General features: G+C 69.3%; 13 protein-coding genes and 1 pseudogene. 8 read left to right on the top strand and 6 right to left on the bottom strand.

Going from position 1 to position 16612, the window contains the following annotated elements:
- Window positions 1-103: 103 nt before the first annotated feature.
- Window positions 104-1141 carry a LacI family DNA-binding transcriptional regulator gene (locus IM697_RS19565; RefSeq protein WP_194048992.1) on the bottom strand — a complete coding sequence of 346 codons (1038 nt, stop codon included), beginning with the start codon at window positions 1139-1141 and terminating at the stop codon, window positions 104-106.
- A gap of 422 nt (window positions 1142-1563) precedes the next feature.
- Between IM697_RS19565 and IM697_RS19560 the strand changes: the two genes are divergently transcribed.
- The 3 genes from IM697_RS19560 (at window position 1564) to IM697_RS19550 (ending at window position 7731) form a co-directional block, all read left to right on the top strand.
- Complete coding sequence (locus tag IM697_RS19560; RefSeq protein ID WP_194048991.1) at window positions 1564-5226, top strand: LamG-like jellyroll fold domain-containing protein; 3663 nt, start codon at window positions 1564-1566, stop codon at window positions 5224-5226.
- A gap of 211 nt (window positions 5227-5437) precedes the next feature.
- Window positions 5438-6340 carry a LysR family transcriptional regulator gene (locus IM697_RS19555; protein WP_194048990.1) on the top strand — a complete coding sequence of 301 codons (903 nt, stop codon included), beginning with the start codon at window positions 5438-5440 and terminating at the stop codon, window positions 6338-6340.
- Window positions 6341-6681: 341 nt separating this feature from the next.
- The gene (locus tag IM697_RS19550; RefSeq protein ID WP_194048989.1) at window positions 6682-7731 is read left to right on the top strand and encodes an LLM class flavin-dependent oxidoreductase; all 1050 of its coding nucleotides are present in this window, start codon (window positions 6682-6684) and stop codon (window positions 7729-7731) included.
- A gap of 49 nt (window positions 7732-7780) precedes the next feature.
- Here IM697_RS19550 and IM697_RS19545 read toward each other — a convergent pair whose 3' ends face one another.
- The 4 genes and pseudogenes from IM697_RS19545 to IM697_RS19530 form a co-directional block, all read right to left on the bottom strand.
- The gene (locus IM697_RS19545; protein ID WP_194048988.1) at window positions 7781-8557 is read right to left on the bottom strand and encodes an SDR family oxidoreductase; all 777 of its coding nucleotides are present in this window, start codon (window positions 8555-8557) and stop codon (window positions 7781-7783) included.
- Window positions 8558-9205: 648 nt separating this feature from the next.
- A complete protein-coding gene (locus tag IM697_RS19540) occupies window positions 9206-9706 on the bottom strand; it encodes a helix-turn-helix domain-containing protein (protein WP_228044769.1) in 501 nt (166 codons plus the stop codon).
- Window positions 9707-10253: 547 nt separating this feature from the next.
- Window positions 10254-11096, bottom strand: coding sequence for a hypothetical protein (locus IM697_RS19535; protein WP_194048987.1), 843 nt, complete (start codon window positions 11094-11096; stop codon window positions 10254-10256).
- Window positions 11097-11406: 310 nt separating this feature from the next.
- Window positions 11407-12621, bottom strand: a pseudogene (locus IM697_RS19530) (IS1380 family transposase); the annotation flags it as partial.
- On the opposite strand from IM697_RS19530, the gene IM697_RS19525 reads away from it, so the two are divergent.
- Window positions 12610-12792 carry a hypothetical protein gene (locus tag IM697_RS19525; RefSeq protein ID WP_194050169.1) on the top strand — a complete coding sequence of 61 codons (183 nt, stop codon included), beginning with the start codon at window positions 12610-12612 and terminating at the stop codon, window positions 12790-12792. The pseudogene IM697_RS19530 and the gene IM697_RS19525 overlap by 12 nt on opposite strands.
- 10 nt (window positions 12793-12802) lie before the next feature.
- Here the strand turns inward: IM697_RS19525 and IM697_RS19520 are convergent, their stop codons facing one another.
- Complete coding sequence (locus IM697_RS19520; protein ID WP_194048986.1) at window positions 12803-12970, bottom strand: hypothetical protein; 168 nt, start codon at window positions 12968-12970, stop codon at window positions 12803-12805.
- Between the two features lie 282 nt (window positions 12971-13252).
- Here IM697_RS19520 and IM697_RS19515 point away from each other — a divergent pair, with 282 nt between their 5' ends.
- The 4 genes from IM697_RS19515 to IM697_RS19500 all read left to right on the top strand — a co-directional run bounded on the left by IM697_RS19515 (window position 13253) and on the right by IM697_RS19500 (window position 16610).
- On the top strand, window positions 13253-13801 hold the full coding sequence (locus tag IM697_RS19515) for a hypothetical protein (protein ID WP_194048985.1): 549 nt from the start codon (window positions 13253-13255) through the stop codon (window positions 13799-13801).
- A 77-nt stretch (window positions 13802-13878) separates the two neighbouring features.
- Window positions 13879-14199 carry a hypothetical protein gene (locus IM697_RS19510; RefSeq protein WP_228044767.1) on the top strand — a complete coding sequence of 107 codons (321 nt, stop codon included), beginning with the start codon at window positions 13879-13881 and terminating at the stop codon, window positions 14197-14199.
- A 311-nt stretch (window positions 14200-14510) separates the two neighbouring features.
- The gene (locus IM697_RS19505) at window positions 14511-15503 is read left to right on the top strand and encodes a threonine ammonia-lyase (RefSeq protein ID WP_194048983.1); all 993 of its coding nucleotides are present in this window, start codon (window positions 14511-14513) and stop codon (window positions 15501-15503) included.
- 150 nt (window positions 15504-15653) lie between these two features.
- On the top strand, window positions 15654-16610 hold the full coding sequence (locus IM697_RS19500; protein ID WP_194048982.1) for a TAXI family TRAP transporter solute-binding subunit: 957 nt from the start codon (window positions 15654-15656) through the stop codon (window positions 16608-16610).
- The last annotated feature ends 2 nt before the right edge of the window (window positions 16611-16612 follow it).

Raw genomic sequence — 16612 nt, 5'->3', positions numbered from 1 at the left:
GTGGGAGGGGTGACGTAGCGGAGGCGGGCACGTCGGACTGCGACGGCGCGGCGACTGGCGTACTCGGGAGGGGTGAAGGGGGACGGCGGGCGGTGATGTGGCGTCAGGCGCCCGGGGGTTCGGCGGAGGGTCTGCCGGTGGCGGGGCCGGTGCTGGCCCGCAACGAGATCGGGGGCGTGAGCAGATGGTGCCTGGGCGGTGCGTCGGGATGGTCGAGCCGTTCGATGAGCAGGTCGACGGCGCGCCGGCCCATCTCCTCCGCCGGCACGTCCGCCGCGGTGAGCTGCGGGGTCACCGTCTCCGCCCAGCGGCCGGCCACGACTCCGGTGACGGAGAAGTCGCGTGGCACATGGCGGCCGGCCCGGGCGAGCCCTCGGTAGAGGCCGCCGAGGGCGGCTTCGTTGAGCGTGACCAGGGCCGTGGTGGCCGGGTCGTCGTGCAGGATCCGCGCCAGGCATTCCTGGCCCGCGGCGGCATCGTCCCCGCAGCAGTACGTCCGGACCGTCAGCCCGCGTTCGGCCGCGGCCTTGGTGAACCCGTCCAGGCCCCGGTGCGCCGACTCGTATCCGGTGCGCAGGAGCTGCTCGGGCCGGTTGACGAAGGCGACCCTGTGGTGGCCCAGGTCCGCGAGGTGGTGGACACACGCGGCCGCCAGCGCCGTGTGGTCCAGGCCGACCCACCAGCCGCGCTCCGGATGAGCGGTGCGGCCGATGGCGACGGAGGGGAAGTCCAGGGCGGCCAGGTGATCGACCCGGTCGTCCTCCAGCCTGATCTCCATGAGGATCGCGCCGTCCACGCGCCGCTCCCCCAGCAGCCGCTGGAACGAGCGGTCGCTGTCCACGCCGCTCGGCGACAGCAGCACGTCGTAGTCGTGCGCCGCCGCGGCCTCCACCACACTGCCGATGAAGTCGAGCTGCATCCCGGTGTAGTGGTTACCGGCCGGCGGGAAGACCAGGCCGATCGTGCTGGTCCGGCCGTTGGCCAGGGCGCGTGCGCTGGCGTTGGGCCGGTAGCCCAGCTCGTCGATGACCTCCTGGATCCTGCGCCGGGTCTCGTCCGACACCGGGCGCTTGCCGCTGAGCGCGTAGGACACGGTGCTCCGCGAGACACCGGCACGCCGGGCGATCTCACCGATGTTCACGTGGAACTCCTTGCTCGAACCGGTTCGACACCTTGGGGGAGCGAGCGCCCGCCGGTCATCAGGGTACGGGTGGGACGAAGAGCGAGGGCCGGTCGTCGAACCGGTTCGCGTGAAGTGAAGGTAGGAACCGCCCGACCGCCTGTCAACACCTCTGACAGCACTTCCGCGAACCGACCCGAACCCCGGAGATCCTTGCGTCCGAGGGATTGCTGGTCGATTGTCTCGGTGCTAGCTTCGCCGAACCGGTTCGATGAAGTGATCCTTCCGGCGAGCGTGGGTCAGCTCCTCACGTCCCGAGCAGCTCAGGGCCGTCACCCCTGCCACCTGGCATGTTCCTGAGTCCTCGACAGCCGGATGTCGAACCGGTTCGACGCACATTGGGCCGCCCGGAACCCCTTACTCAAGGATTGAGGACGCAATCCATGTCATCCGCTGACAGACACGCCCGGCGCCGAGCCCCGGCCGCCGTGGCACTGACCCTGGGCGCGGGCCTGCTGGCCGCGCCCGCCGTCCCCGCTCAGGCGGCCGAGGCACCTCAGCCCGCCGCCCACTACAGCTTCGACCAGGACGACCTCACCTCCGGAAAGATCACCGACAGTTCCGGCAACGGCCTGACGGCGACCCTGGTCAACGGAGCCACCGCCCAGTCCGTCGCGGGCACGGACGGCGGCCAGGCGCTGGCCCTGCCCGGCGGGGCGCACACCTCCGACGGCGCCTACGTCCGGCTGCCCCGCGAAGTGATCGGCGACGCGACCGATCTGACGGTCTCCGCCCGCGTGAAATGGAGCGGCGACAAGTCGTCCTGGCAGCGGATCTTCGATCTCGGCACCAACACCACCAAGTACCTCTTCAGCACTCCGTACAACGGCGACGGGGTGTTCCAGACCTCCGTGACGACCGGCGGGGGCGGAGCCGAGGCACAGGTCCGCGGCTACGCGATGCTGCCCGCGAACGAGTGGCGGACGGTCACCGTCACCCTCGACACCACCGCCGGCCGGCTCACCACCTACCTCGACGGCGTGCCGGTCGCCTCCGCCGCGACCGGCATCGAGGCCAAGGAGCTGCTGGACAGCTCGGCCACCGCCGCCGGCTACCTCGGCAAGTCCCTGTGGCCGGATCCGCTGCTCAAGGGCGCGATCGACGACTTCACCGTGTGGCACTCGGCGCTGAGCGCCGAGCAGATAGCCGGTACGGTCGAGTCCGTGCCGACCGTCCAGGAACTCTCGAAGACGTCCTTCGACGTCCGGACCACCACCGGGACCGCCCCCTCCCTCCCCACCGCCGTCCGCTCCTCCTTCTCCGACGGCTACGACCGCGACACGCCGGTCACCTGGGACGCCGTGCCGGCCGACAGGTACGCGAACCCGGGGACCTTCACGGTCGCCGGAACGGCGGCCGGGCGGGACGTGAAGGCGACCGTCACCGTGGTCCGCGAGGGGCAGCTCACCGTCGATCTCGGTTCGGACACCGGCGCGTTCCACGGCGGCGCCTCCGGCACCCTCTACGGCCTGTACGGACCGGACGTCCCCACCAACAACCTCATCGAGGGCATGGGCCTGCGCACGGTCTCCACGAAGGCGCAGGACGGGCCGCAGCACCCGGGTGCCGACGCGCTGGAGGTGGTCAAGCCGCTCGCCGACTCCACCGACGGCGATGTCTACATCTACATGACCGACATCCACCGCGGCTTCCCCTACCAGTGGCCCGGCGACACCCCCGAGGAGAAGCTCAAGCTCTACAAGGAGAAGATCGCCGAGCAGGTCGACCAGGTCCTGAAGCTGCCGAAGGAGTACCAGGACAACATCGTCTTCGTGCCGTTCAACGAGCCCGAGGGCAACATGTTCGGCACCGGCGAGTGGAGCTACAACAAGGTCAGCTGGCTGAACGACCCCGACGACTACTTCGCCGCCTGGGACGACACGTACCGGCTCATCAGGGCGAGGATGCCGCACGCCCGCATCGCCGGGCCCAACACCAGCGTCCTGTACAGCCAGGTCAAGGGCTTCCTCACCCATGCCCTGGCCGCCGGCACCCTCCCGGACGTCATCACCTGGCACGAGCTGAGCCACCCGGAGGCGGTGCGCACGAGCGTCGCCAAGTACCGGACGTGGGAGAAGGAGCTGTTCCAGGGCACCGACCGCGAGGGCACCCGACTCCCCGTCAACATCAACGAGTACGCCTTCAACTACCACACCTCGGTCCCCGGCCAGATGATCCAGTGGGTGTCCGCGATCGAGGAGTCCAAGGTGGACGCGGACATCGCGTACTGGAACATCGACGGCAACCTCTCCGACTCCGCGGTGCAGTCCAACCGTGGCAACGGGCAGTGGTGGCTGCTGCACGCGTACGCCTCGATGAGCGGGCACACCCTCAAGGTGAACCCGCCGTTCCCGGGCGAGAACTACACCATGCAGGGCGTCGCCACGCTCGACGAGAAGAAGAAGCAGTCCCGGCTGATCTTCGGCGGCTCCACCGGCAAGGGCCACATCACCTTCGCGGGCGTCCCGAAGTCGGTCTTCGGCGGCCGTGTGCACGCCTGGGTCCGCGAGATCGAGTGGAGCGGGCAGATCGGCGACAACGCGGGCCCGAAGCTGCTCGCCGAGCAGAACCTGAAGGTCGGTGACGACGGCACGGTGGACGTCGACTTCGGCGACGGTGCGCTGCCGACGCTGAAGGAGTCCTCGGCGTACGAGATCGTCCTCAGCCCGGCCGGGGACGCGAAGGACACACAGTCGCCGCCCGTGCGCTGGCAGGGGTCGTACGAGGCCGAGGACGCCGCCCACACCGGGTCCGGCTACTCGAAGAACGGCCCCGAGGGCTCGCCCCGCGATGTGTCGAAGTTCTACACCTCGGGCGGTTACAACGTGGGCGGCCTGCGCACCGGCTCCGACGTCACGCTCGACTTCACCGTGGACGTACCCGAAGACGGCACCTACGACCTGAGCGTCTTCGCCAACTCCCTCAACACCTTCGACAAGGTGAAGGAGCAAGGGCCCACCAACGTCTTCCTGCGGGTCGACGGCAAGGCGGACACCGAGCAGGAGCTGCATCTGCCGCTCGGCTACAAGTGGGTGGTGTGGGACCACACCGACACCAAGGTGAAGCTCACCAAGGGCAAGCACACCCTGACCCTCGCGGCGAAGAGCCTCGACGGCGAACGCGCCACCAAGGGCGACGCCATCGTCGACCGGCTCACCCTGTCGTTGCCGGAGGCCTCGGCCGGCACGCAGGTGTACGAGGGCGAACTGGCCTGGCTGAGCGACGGCGCCGGGCCCGTCTACACACTGCCGGCACAGGCCGGCACCCCCGCCACCGGCTCGGGCGCGGCCCGGCTCCCGAAGTCCGCAACCGCCACCTTCTGGGTCTACTCGCCCGCCGACCGCGAAGCCACCCTCAGGGTCGACACCCTCGGCGGCGCCAATGCCGAGTTGTCGGTCAACGGGCACAAGGTGCTGAGTCTCGCCAACGGCAGGCGCAGCGTGGCGGTCTCCCTCTCGGGCGGCATCAACAAGGTGACGCTGACCGGGGGTTCGTCCAGCACCCTCGTCGACCGCCTCACGGTCACGCCCACCGAGGGCGCCCTCAAGGGGCGTACGTACGAGGCGGGTGACGCCCGGCTCGCGGGCTCGGCGACGCTCACCCCGCTCTCCCTGGCCACCGAGGGCACGGCGATCACCGGCGTCGGCGGAGAGCCGGGCAACGGCAACACCGCCACCTTCACGGTCAGCGCCGACCGGCCCGGCCTGTACGCGCTGCGCGTCCGCTACTCCAACCCCGAGCAGGCCGAGGCCACCCACTACAACCCGGATCCGCTGGCCCGGCACGCCGACATCACCGTCAACGGCGGCGAGACGCGGCGCGTCGGCTTCCCGCACAGCTTCCACCAGAACAACTTCTGGGAGCTGACCGTCCCGATCCAACTCACCAAGGGACAGAACACGATCACCTTCCGCTCCGAGGAACTGCCGAACTTCGACGGCACGACCTACGCCTCGGACACCTTCCCCGGCGTACCGTTGCGCTCCCGCTACGCGCCCCTGATCGACCGGATCACCGTCGCGCCGTACGCACGGGAGGTGCGCTGAGATCATCACCACCGGCAGCACGCCGTGAACGCGCCCCCGCTCCACCACTGGTGGAGCGGGGGCGCGCTGCTCGTGCGGGGGTCAGTCCCGAGGCAGCCACGCGGGCCCGTGGCCGGTCCACGGGAATCTCCGCCGGTGGAACCGGGTTACTTGCTGCTACGACGACTACGGCGGCGATGCCCGGTCCGCCGCGGGGAGGGGACGGGAGTCGATGAGCCTTCGTCAGTTCGAGTACGCCCTGGCCATTGCCGAGGAGGGCTCGGTGACGGCCGCGGCGGAGCGGCTGCGCGTTGCTCAGCCGTCGGTGTCCCAGCAGATCCGCGGACTGGAGCGGGAACTCGGTGTGGAGCTGTTCGCCCGCACGCCGACCGGACTGGTGCCCACCGTGGTCGGCCGCGCGTTTCTACGGGAGGCGGAGGTCGCGGTGAGCGCGGCGCGGCGGGCGAGGTCGACCGCGCGGGCCGGTGCCGACGACCTGGTGGGCGAGCTGGTGGTCTCGGTCCAGATGGGGTTCGGCACGCGGCAGCTCCCGGGCGCGCTGGGTGCGCTGCGCCGCCGTTTCCCACGGTTGGAGGTCACCGTCTTCGAGGAGCCCAGCTCCGCCGAACTGGAGCGGCTGTGCCGCCAGGGCGTACTGAACCTCGCCCTGATGGCGGCGTGCAAGCGGACCCCTTCCGACGCCCACCACCTCGGCGACGAGGAGTTCGTCGTGGTGCTGGGCGCCGGGCACCGGCAACTCGCCGCGGACCGGGTCGAGTTGCGCGACCTGGAGGGCGAGTCATGGGTGAGGTTCGACCGCGACAGCGCGCTCGACGGCGTGCTGCTGGACGTGATGCGGGGCAACGATCCGACCCCGACCACGGCCGCCCGCGTGTCCCAGACGGCGACGGCCGTGCGCTGGGCCGCCCACGGGCTGGGGGTGACGCTCGTCCCGGCCTCCGCGGTGCCGCTCGGCTACGAGCACCTCGCCCGCCCGGTGTTGCCGGTGGTGTCCCGGCCGGTCATCGCCGTGGTCCGGCCCGGATCGGGTCCGGCGGAGGCGGCCCTGCTCGAACTCCTGCGTAAGGAGACCTGGTCCGAGGCCACTTGGACGCCACTTCAGGGAGTTGTTTGAGCGGGTGGTTCCGCCGGCTCCGGAACGGCCGCAGGGCGGGGGACGAGCGGGCCGTTGAGCACCCACGAGGGTCCGTGACGGCTCTCGGCGACGGCGGCCGGGACTCGGGCCCACCGTCTCCCCCCTGGCCGCGGATGCGTGCGGCAGACGGGATACCCGTGCTGCACGGCGCGTTGACCTGGTAGAAGTACCGTGATGGATGAGTACCGAGCTGGGGACCACGACATCGTGGTCTCCCGAGTCGACCGGGTCGCACCGGCAACGGAGGGTGGCCCGCCTACTCGTCACCGTGGGCGCTGCGTACGGCTGGCGGGCCCCGACACACACCAGGAGGTCCCCCAGTGAAGGCCAGCAGGCGTCCGATCGAGATCAAGGTCAACATCGGCGCGGGATCCGTGGCGGAGGCGGTCGCGGCGGCCACGCGGGCGGAGTCACACGGCGCGGCCCAGATCGGGGTGTGGGACTCACCGGCCGGGCTCCCGGACTGCTGGACCACGCTCGGGGTGTTGTCACAGTGCGTTTCGACGGTGCCCCTCGGGGTCGCGGTCACCAATCCGGTGACCCGGCACCCGGTGGTGACCGCGCGAGCGATCTCCAGCCTCGCCGAAGTCGCTCAAGGCGGCGTGTTCCTCGGAATGGGCACGGGCGACAGCGGGGTGTACAACCTGGCGCGGCGCGCGGCGACGCTGCGGGACCTCGGGGAGTACGTGACGTGTGTCCGGGATCTGCTGCGTGACGGCCGGGCTCGCTGGCGCGACGCGGATCTGCGGCTGAAGCGGGAACCGGGCGTGAAGGTGCCCGTCTACCTGGCGGCTCACGGGCTGAGATCGCTCGAACTGGCCGCCCAGAGGGCGGACGGCATCTTCATCGGGCTCGGCTACAGCGAGGACGTCGTCCGTGAAGTGATGAACGTGGTGCGGCGAGGGGCCGAGCAGGCGAACCGGGATCCCGACGCCATCGACCTCGTCTGGAACACCGGCGCGATCAGCATCAACAGCGACTCGGATCGCGCGGTGACCGACGCCGGTTGGATCGTGGCGTCCCTGTCACACCACTTCGCCAGATTCGACATGTCGTCGAAGCTCGTCCCGGCCGAGTTCCAGGAGGGGGTCAGGAAGCTCGGCGAGCTGTACGACCTCTCACAGCACGGACACCAGTCGACTGCGCGAAGGCAGGAGTACATCGAGGCCGCGATGGACCTCGGGGTCTGGGACTACCTGCGCGACCGGTTCCTCATCGCCGGTAGCGAGGCGGACGTACGGACCAGGATCGAGACGCTGCGCTCGCGCGGCGTCCGCAAGTTCGAGATCGGGTTGTCCGTCGGCGGCCCGGACGGTGTGGCGTCGGTCCTCGACCTGGTGCACCGGATCAACGACTCGGACCGTTCTTGAAAATGCCCCACCCATCGGGCGCGACCCGTCCCGTGGAATGCCGGCGGCGTCACCCCCTGGGGAATTCGCCGCCGTCCACGACGAGATTGCTTCCGGTCAGCCAGCTCGCCCGGTCGGACACGAGGAAAAGCACCGCGTGGGCGATGTCGTCGGGCTGACCGTCGCGCCCCAGCGGGGTGGTGTCGTCGGCGTTGGTCTGGCTCGGCGCCACGTTCATGCGCGCCCATTCCTCCCGCGTCGCCTCCCCGCCGGGGGTCGCGACCCTGCCGGGAGTCACGGTGTTGACCCGGATTCCGGACGGAGCCAGTTCCAGGGACAGTCCCCGGCTGTAGGTCTCCAGCGCCGCCTTCGCCGCCACATAGTGCAGGAACGGTCCTATCGGGGTCAGGACCGCGGCCGAGGAGACATGCACGATCATCCCTGAGCGCCGCTCCCGCATCCCCAATACCAGCAGCGAGTCCAGCCGCACCGCCGCCAGGTAGTTCAGGTCCAGCGCGTCCTGCCACTCCTCGGCGGGGATGTCCGAGGCGCCCGCGTGAGGTCGCGCCCCACCCGCGTTGTGGACCACGATGTCCACCCCGCCCAGCAGCTCCTGCGCGGCCGCGGCGAGTTTCTCCGCCCCGGCCGGTGTCCGCACGTCGGCCGCCACGAAGGCGGCCCCCTCCGGCACCGTGCTGGTCGCCGACCTGGCGGTCGTGAGCACCTCGGCGCCCGCGTCCAGGAACTGCCGCACGACGGCCGCTCCGATTCCACGAGAACCACCCGTGACCAGGGCGCGCTTTCCCGCGAGTTCTCGCGTTTCCGACCCGTTCTGCATTGTGGTCATGCCACCGGTCCTCTCGATCGCGTAATTGTCCGCTCGACGAAAGGTGGATCACTTCGTCGAGCGGTTTCACGGTACGAGTGGAAAAGAACGAGAGGCAAAGACTGAATTGCAGGAGGTGCTATAGGGAGTTCCTATGGAACATCGCGGCCCCCCGGCGTGGGCGCGACTCAGGCCCAGGCCGCCACCGGCACAAACGAACTGTCCTGCCGGGAACGTCCTTCCACTCCCTGGCACTGATCGGACCTGCGCGGCAGCCCCGTCGGACATGACCACGTGCACATCGCGTGCACACCCGAGGCGGCCGCCGGCGTGCACGGAACCCGCGCGACGAGTCCGCAGATCACGCTGCCTCCTTCCTCAGCGAGCGCCGGCAGCCGAGCGGGCGCTCGTCTACTTGGTCATGTCTTTCGCTGTGAACGTGGAACTAACGACCTCGTGCTGGTTGGCCGTGGCACGTCGAGGTCTACGGCACTGACGGTGTTCACCCTCGAAAGCCGCGGGAGAGGCTGGCGGACCGTTGGTGTGAGAGCAGTCCGGCGACGGCTTGGACGATGTCGCTCATGTGCTCGCGCCGCCCAATGTGCGATGCCGTGCTCGACATAGATGCGCCGTGAGGAGTGTGCCTTGCGTCGGCATCCGCGAGGATCTCTATGAACGGGCTGTCGGCCAGGAGCTTGGCCAGTCCGAGCTGTCGGGCCTGGGTGATGTCCGCGCAACTGCCCGGCCGGGCCGGGCTGCAGCGGGGCGTCGCACACGGATCTCCGTGCCGTCGATGATCCCGGTCCGACCATCGGCACCCAGGTGCTCGACGACCTCGACGAGTGTCCGCAGCCGGATGCCCGGCGCGACGGTGCAGCCTCGTTGCGCCAGCAGCGGCCGCACCTCGCCGATAGCCCGTGTGATGGTCGAGCGGTCCACACCGAACCAGCAGGCCAGCACGTCGTGGGTAGTGCCATGGCGCAGACTCACCAGCGTGGCCAGCAGCCGGTCGACGAAGACGAGCCCGTGCTTCGCCCCGGCGCCTACAGCACGCTGCCGCGATCGAGCCGTGAGCCGGGCCTGATGCTGTTCGTGCCACAACGGCCCGACCTCGCCGATCAGTTCACCGATCACATTCGACGCCAGCCCAGTGATCCGGTACTCCGCCACGATCAACTCACGCGCCCCAGCCCTCACCATGCACAGCTCAACGAGCCACCTGAGGACCGAGCCACGGCCAAACATGCCGCCCCGTCCATGTCGAGTGTCTCCAGCAGTGCGCGGGCCGCGGGGATCTCGTTGCTCTTCTCACGCACACAGACCTGGCCGAGTACCGCTCCCGAGCCATGCGCGAGCGCGGCGACCCGGTGCGGGGCCGAGGCGTCACCGCCGCGTGCGCCCCTCACGCTCTTGCCGTCGACCGCGATCACCCGCTGACCCGCGACGAGCGCGCACTCGTCGCCGCCCAGGGCCCCCAGGAGCGCGTCAAGGCGGTACGCGTCCAGCCGCGGAACAGGCGCCGCAGAGTCGACTCGTCCACCGCCCCCGCTGCAGCTGGTTCATGGCCGCCGCCCCCGCGTCCCGGGCCCACTCCCCCCGGACCGGAACACGCCCGCGTACCTCACTCACCCACAAATCCCACGTTGCAGGGCTGCCAGACGACTTTGCCGGGACCCTAGCCCGTCACCCGATCAGTAGGCACCCTGAAAGACCTCATTTACGAGACAGTCAGGCCCGCATCCCACACGGTAATTTCGAGCTTCATTTTGCGTTTCGAATCCGAAAAATCTGCAACGGTGACCCATGCGACGTGATTTTCGGTTGTCGACAGGACACAGAAAGAAATTCCATCCCGGATTTCATCCTTCTTGATCGCAGATTGAAGGTCGGTCGCATTCCTGCACTTGCCGATATCCGGGCCTCCGGAAACGATCGCCATCTGGCTTCCCGAGGCGATGCCGAGCCCGTAATTCAACCCTCCCCACCAGTAGAGATCCCGACCTTCCTCGCCCTGACCAATACCCCAATCCCCGTCATCCGAATCAAGGTCGATTCCGTAGCCGCTGTTCCACGTAATGGGATTCCCATTCGTCGAACGGAGTAGAGATGGCTCCTCGGGAGGGGTGGACTCGACCCCTGAAGGGGATGGAGCAGTTGACTCGGATGAAGACGTGGGTTGAGGCTTGGAAGTGCTGCCTGCGGCTCCGTCCGGCCCTCTTTCTCCTCCCTCAGCCGAAAGCTGCCCAACGGACAGGCCCGTCAAGAAAGAGCCCAACAATGCGGCAGTGACGGCCAGCATGATCCGCATGACGTTTCGATTCCGCCAAGCCTTCATGAGCTGATAGATTCCGGCAGCGACGACAAACACGCCAAGCCCGGTAAATACCCTACGCCACTCGACTCCAGTCCATGTGTCTGCAATCGTAATAGCACTACTGGTGACCGTTACAATAATTCCAGTGACCCCAACGATATTGCCCAAGAATCCAGTTCGATCCCTGCCCGTATCGTTTCCTGAAAGCCTCTCGGGCGAATCCGGCTTGATTTTCGAGCCACCCATTTCCCCCCCTGTCATGCCTTTTCGTGACTGAGCAGACAGTGTAGCGCTCCAGCCTTAGCCGACGATTCACTCGTGCAGAAATTGGCAAGATTAATCAGATATGATCTCGTGTTATCGTTTCCAGATAATCCAATACTTAAACATTAACGATCTTGCATGACGGTCTGCCGACTGAGTCGATGGACCGTTTCGCCTTCTGTGGTTGATGGCGGGCATGCGGACGGCCCGAGTGTCGCGTCGGGTGGGCGCCGGGTTCCACTGCCCCGGGCTGGGTCCTCTTCTCGTAGGGACAGGCGAAATACGCTGTCCAGCCGGGGTTCGGCAGAAGCGCGAGCCGTTCAAGAGCATCTGTGATCTCGCTGGTCCAGGGCCAGTGGCGGGCGAGGCGAAGGATGCGGCGACGGCCGGTGGTGACGAGTTGGCCGGCGGCGGTGAACAGCCGGAGCCGCAGGCGGCGCGGTTCCCAGAGCCGGGCCTTGCCGGTCAGGGCGAGCATGGGCATCCAGGCCAGCAGGTCGAAAGCGACCTGAACGATCTCCAGCCAGACCTGGTTCTGCGCGGTGTCATGCAGGGGCAGGTTGCGCAGGCCGGTTGAACGCGCGGCCCGGATGCGGTCCTCCGCGCGGGCCCGCAGCCGGTGGCGGAGCTCGAGCTCGGCGATCGGCCGGTCGGGGGTGTTCGTGGCGAAGCAGGTGATCCGCATGCCGTCAACGTCCGTGATCCTCAACTGGGCACCGGGATGAGGCCCTTCCCCGCGGACAATCAGCCGCATGCCCTTGAGCCAGCCGTCCAGGACGTCGCCGGCGAGTTCGGCGACCCAGGCGCCGTCGCGGACCTCGCCGTCCGTCTCGACGGCCGGGGTCCAGGCCGATGCCGGGATCTTGAGCACATGGCTGTGGAGGACCTCGGTGATCACCATGCCGACCGAGTAGGACAACCAGCGCCCGCGCTGGGCGAGCCAGGCAACGAACTCGTGAGTGCCGCCTGCGGAATCGCAACGGATGAGGGTCCGCCGCCCGCGCCGGTACTTCTTCGGCAGCTGGGCCAGGGCGAGGCGGGCGGCACTGATGTGGTCGGCGGCCGTGTTCGAGCCTGTGTTGCCCGGCCTCAGCAGGGCCGCCGCCGGCTCACCGGTTCCGCCCGGTCCGTGGTCGACGCACCCCATCAGCGGGTGGTGGTCGTAGGTCTTCTTCCAGGTCGGGGCGGCGTCCTGCTTGTCTGGGTGCGCGATGACCAGCACTCCGTCCAGGTCCATGATCTCCCGCCCGTCGGCGTCCGGAGTCCGATCTGCAGCCAACTTCCAGACGCGGCTGCGGACTTCGGCCCGAGCCGCGCGGATCGCGGTCAGCGCCTTCCCGGCGGTGGCGAGGGTGTCGATCAGGCGGGAGACCGTCGAGTCGGAGGCCACCGGTCCGAACACGGCCGGCTCGGAGCGCAGCAGTGCGACGTCGGCGAGGCAGTCTCCGCCGAGCGCGACCGCCAGCGCGAGGTCCAGGAGCACCTTGCCCGGGTAGTGCGCGTCGCGGCCTGGGCCGCCTTCACCGGCGCCGCGGTGGGCTTCCTCTACGACCAGACCGGCGACGCCGGCATCCGGCGCATCGTGGCCACGACGCTGCCGATCGCGGCGGGCGTGTTCGCGCTGCTGCTCCACCGCTACCTCACGCGCGACGACGCGACGGACCACCCGGCCTCCTGACCAACCGCCCTCAGGCCGTGGCACCGCTCACCGGGATGATCCGACCTTCGAGGGGCGAGCAGTCCAGTGGCGCGGTGCGCCGAACAGCCCGGCAGTCGGCGCACCGGCCTTCGCTCCAGTAGCTGGTGTGGTTTCCGCCGAGGAAGGTGAGGAACAGGAACGCCTTGGTCGGCGGCATCTCCGCGTACGCCTGCCGGCGGGGGGGGCGGTCCTGACCGGCCGGACGACCCCAGGCCGAGTGCGCTGGTCGCTGCTGCGCTCGCCTGCCTGGACGCCGCCGCGACGGGGTGGGTGGCTTGCGCCCCGCTTGTCCGGGCGCTGGAAGGGCAGGCCCCAGCGGCGCAGGTACTTGCCCACCCACCCCCTGCTCGGTCAGCCGCACCCGGTACGGCTTCGCAATCAGGTCCCCTACCCCGGCACGTGTCCACAGCTGTCCAGCCAGACCCAGGTCACAGGGACGGTGATCCAGCACGGCCTGCCAAATGGCCTGCTGCTCGACCTCGTCGAGAACCTGATGGTCACCGACCCGGCGCCCACGCGGCTGGGCCACGAGCGCCTCACGCCCGCCGGCCGGCCACCTCACGCATCAGTTGTCCACGGCCTTGAGCGAGACCTGGAACACCGCCGCGACACCCTCACGAGTCCGGCCCGCCGCCAACGCGGCCACCGCCCGCAGCCGAAGGGCCTCCTGCGCCGACGGCGACAACTGCCTTGCGTCCCCCACCAGTTAACTCACGCAGGGATCAACGACCCGAACACCTACCGTTTCGGATCAATAAGAGCTCGTAACACGATCTTGTTGAGGTTCCTGGCTGGGCGTGACGAGTGTGACGGCTACACCGCCTGCAACGAGTCGGACATCGCGTCCGCGACCCGCCCGCCCGTCATCGGGTACACGGACTTGTGGAGCGACACCGTCGGTTCGCTCGTCGACAAGATCGTCGGCAACTCGGGGCCGATGTCACCCAAGACCCAGGTCATCGAGTTCAACGTTACGCTGGGGCCGTGATGCGCAAGAGGACCGGTGGACGGTGGTTGGTCGCTGCCCTGACCGCTTCCGCGCTACTCATCTCAGGGTGTATGGGCATGGGCTCAGTCGACCCCGACGAACTGCCCGGCGTGTACCACAACGACGCGACCGGCGGCGAGATCGTGCTCGATTCCGACGGGACGTTCTCCGCCACTGACGTGTCGACGGACGATTCCTCCAGCCCTGACGATTTCAGCGGCCAGTGGGAGTACATCAGCAGTGACACGTCCAGCGACTTCATCATGCTGGACATCAAGGATGGCGGACTCCGCAAGGTCACAGGCGTTCAGCTCTACCCGAGCGGCCGAGGGACGGTGGAGTTCCGCGCTCCGGACGAGCCGCCGTACCTCGTGCTTACCAAGGTGAAGGCCCCGTAGTCCCTGCGAGCCTGGTCCGGCACGTGGTGGCACCACACCCGACGACGGTATCCGGGGAAGGCCCTGATCAGGCCTTCTTGAAGCGCCTCCAGCAGGGCCAAGGTCAGCCGCTCCTCGGACGCGTCGATCATCCGTGGGGTGATCGGCAGCCCGTAGAAGCGGCTGATCTGGTCGTGGCTGGGCATGATCGCTCCTCTTCGGGGTGGGGCCGTGCGGAGCCTGGCACAGGCCACCTGCCGAGGGGATCCGTGGAAGTACCCAATCCGGTACGGAACTTCCGTCCCTTGCCCGGTGGCCGCTTAGGATCAGTCATGACCGAAACACGTTTGTCTCCTGACAGCATCGACGAGGCCGCCCGGCGGATCGACCCGGCCTTCCTGCGCACACCCCAGTTCCGGGACGCCGCGCTCTCCCGTGCGCTCGGCCGGGACATCGTGGTCAAGGTGGAGACGCTGAATCCGCTCCGTTCCTTCAAGGGGCGGGGAGCGGACCTCTATGTGCGGCGGCTGACGGCCGGAGCACATGTCGTCTGTGCCTCCGCCGGGAACTTCGGCCAGGCCGTGGCGTACGCCGGGCGGGCCCGCTCGGTTCCGGTGACGGTGTTCACCGCGCACGACGCCAACCCGAACAAGGTCGCCCGCATGCGGGAACTGGGTGCCGAGGTCGTCCAGACCGGCCGGGACTTCGACGAGGCCAAGGACGCGGCCCGCGAGTACGCCGAAACCCGCCCCGAATTGGTGTTCGTGGAGGACGGCGACGAGCCGCTCATCGCCGAAGGCGCCGGCACCATCGCCGTCGAGCTCGCCCCGCTCGGTCTCGACACCCTCCTCGTCCCGGTCGGCAACGGCGCCCTCATCAGCGGCATCGGCTGCTGGACGAAGGCCCGCTCACCCCGCACCCGGATCATCGGCGTCTGCGCGGCGAGCGCACCGGCCATGGCGACGAGCTGGCGCACCGGGGTACCCGAGGCCACCGGCCCGGTGAGCACCATGGCGGACGGCATCGCCGTACGAGTCCCCGTACCTGCCGCGGTCGACTGGATGCGCGAGGTCGTCGACGACGTGCTCCTCGTCGAGGAGGAGGACATCCTGCTCGCCCTGCGGACGGTACGCGACACCCTGGGACTCCTCCTCGAGCCCTCCGGCGCGGTCGGCGTCGCCGCCGCCCTGCGGCACGACCTCGGCACCGGCTCGCTGGGCACGATCCTCACCGGCGGCAACTTCTCGCCGGGCCTCCTGGAAGAGCTCGCACCGGATCCGGCCCGGGCGGACGTCACGGCCCCCTCCAGCAGTGCGGCCCGCTGACCTCCGGCTAAGAAGCGAGGCCGCACGGTGGTTAGGCTGATCGAGGCGGACCACAGGTACGCGCCCCACACCGCCCGAGCCGGCACAGCAGGTGCAGCAGGCACAGCCGGCACGGCAGGCGCACGGCTGCGCAGGTCGAGGAGGATCTCCATGCGGCTGGCACGCGTGTTCGCCACCGCCCTCACGGCGGCCCTCCTGCTCGCGGGATGCGGCGGGAGCGACGCGCCGCCGCATCCTTCGGGCGAGGTCACGGTGGCCACCGGCAACCGGGGCGGGGTCTACGCGGAGTACGGCGCCGGATACGCCGATCTCATCGAGCGCCGGCTGCCCGACGCCTCCGCCCGGGTCCTGCACACCGGCGGCAGTGTCGACAACCTCCGCCGGGTGGGCGCGGGCGCGGCCCGGGTGGGCTTCACGCTCGCCGACTCCGCCGCGGACGCCGTCGCCGGGCGAGCGCCCTTCACCGGTCGCGTGCCCGTGGTGGCGCTGGCCGCGTTGTACGACAACTACGTGCAGCTCGTGGTCCCCGCCGACAGCCCGGTGCGCAGCGTGAAGGAGCTGCGCGGGCGGCGGGTCTCCGTGGGCGCCGAGGGGTCGGGCACCGCGATCGTCGCCGAACGCGTCCTGGACGTCGCGGGGCTCTCCGCCGACGACGACGTGACCGGACAGCGGCTCGATGTACGCGAGTCGGCGTCCGCCCTGGCCGACGGGCGGATCGACGCCTTCTTCTGGAGCGGTGGCCTGCCCACGGCGGCGATCACGGAGCTGCGCCGGACCACACCGATCCGCCTAGTCGACCTCGGCGACGTGGTCGGCGCCCTCACCGAGTCCTACGGTGAGCTCTACACGGAGACCACCGTGCCCGCCGTCGTCTACGGCGCGAGGAGCGCGGTGACCACCGTGAGCGTGCCGAACTTCCTGGTGGTGCGGCGGGACATGCCGGAGGCGGAGGCGTACTGGCTGACCAGGCTGCTGTTCGAGGGGCAGTCCCGGCTCATCCGGGCGCACCCGGAGGCCCGCCGCCTCGACCGGCGTACGGCGATCGCCACATACCCGCTGGACCTGCACCCCGGCGCGGAGCGCTGGTACCGCGAGTCACATCCCTGAGG

The organism is Streptomyces ferrugineus (assembly GCF_015160855.1).
GTDB lineage: Bacteria > Actinomycetota > Actinomycetes > Streptomycetales > Streptomycetaceae > Streptomyces > Streptomyces ferrugineus.
The sequence above is the reverse complement of the archived record's forward strand: the minus strand, read 5'-3'. Positions and strand labels throughout refer to the sequence as shown.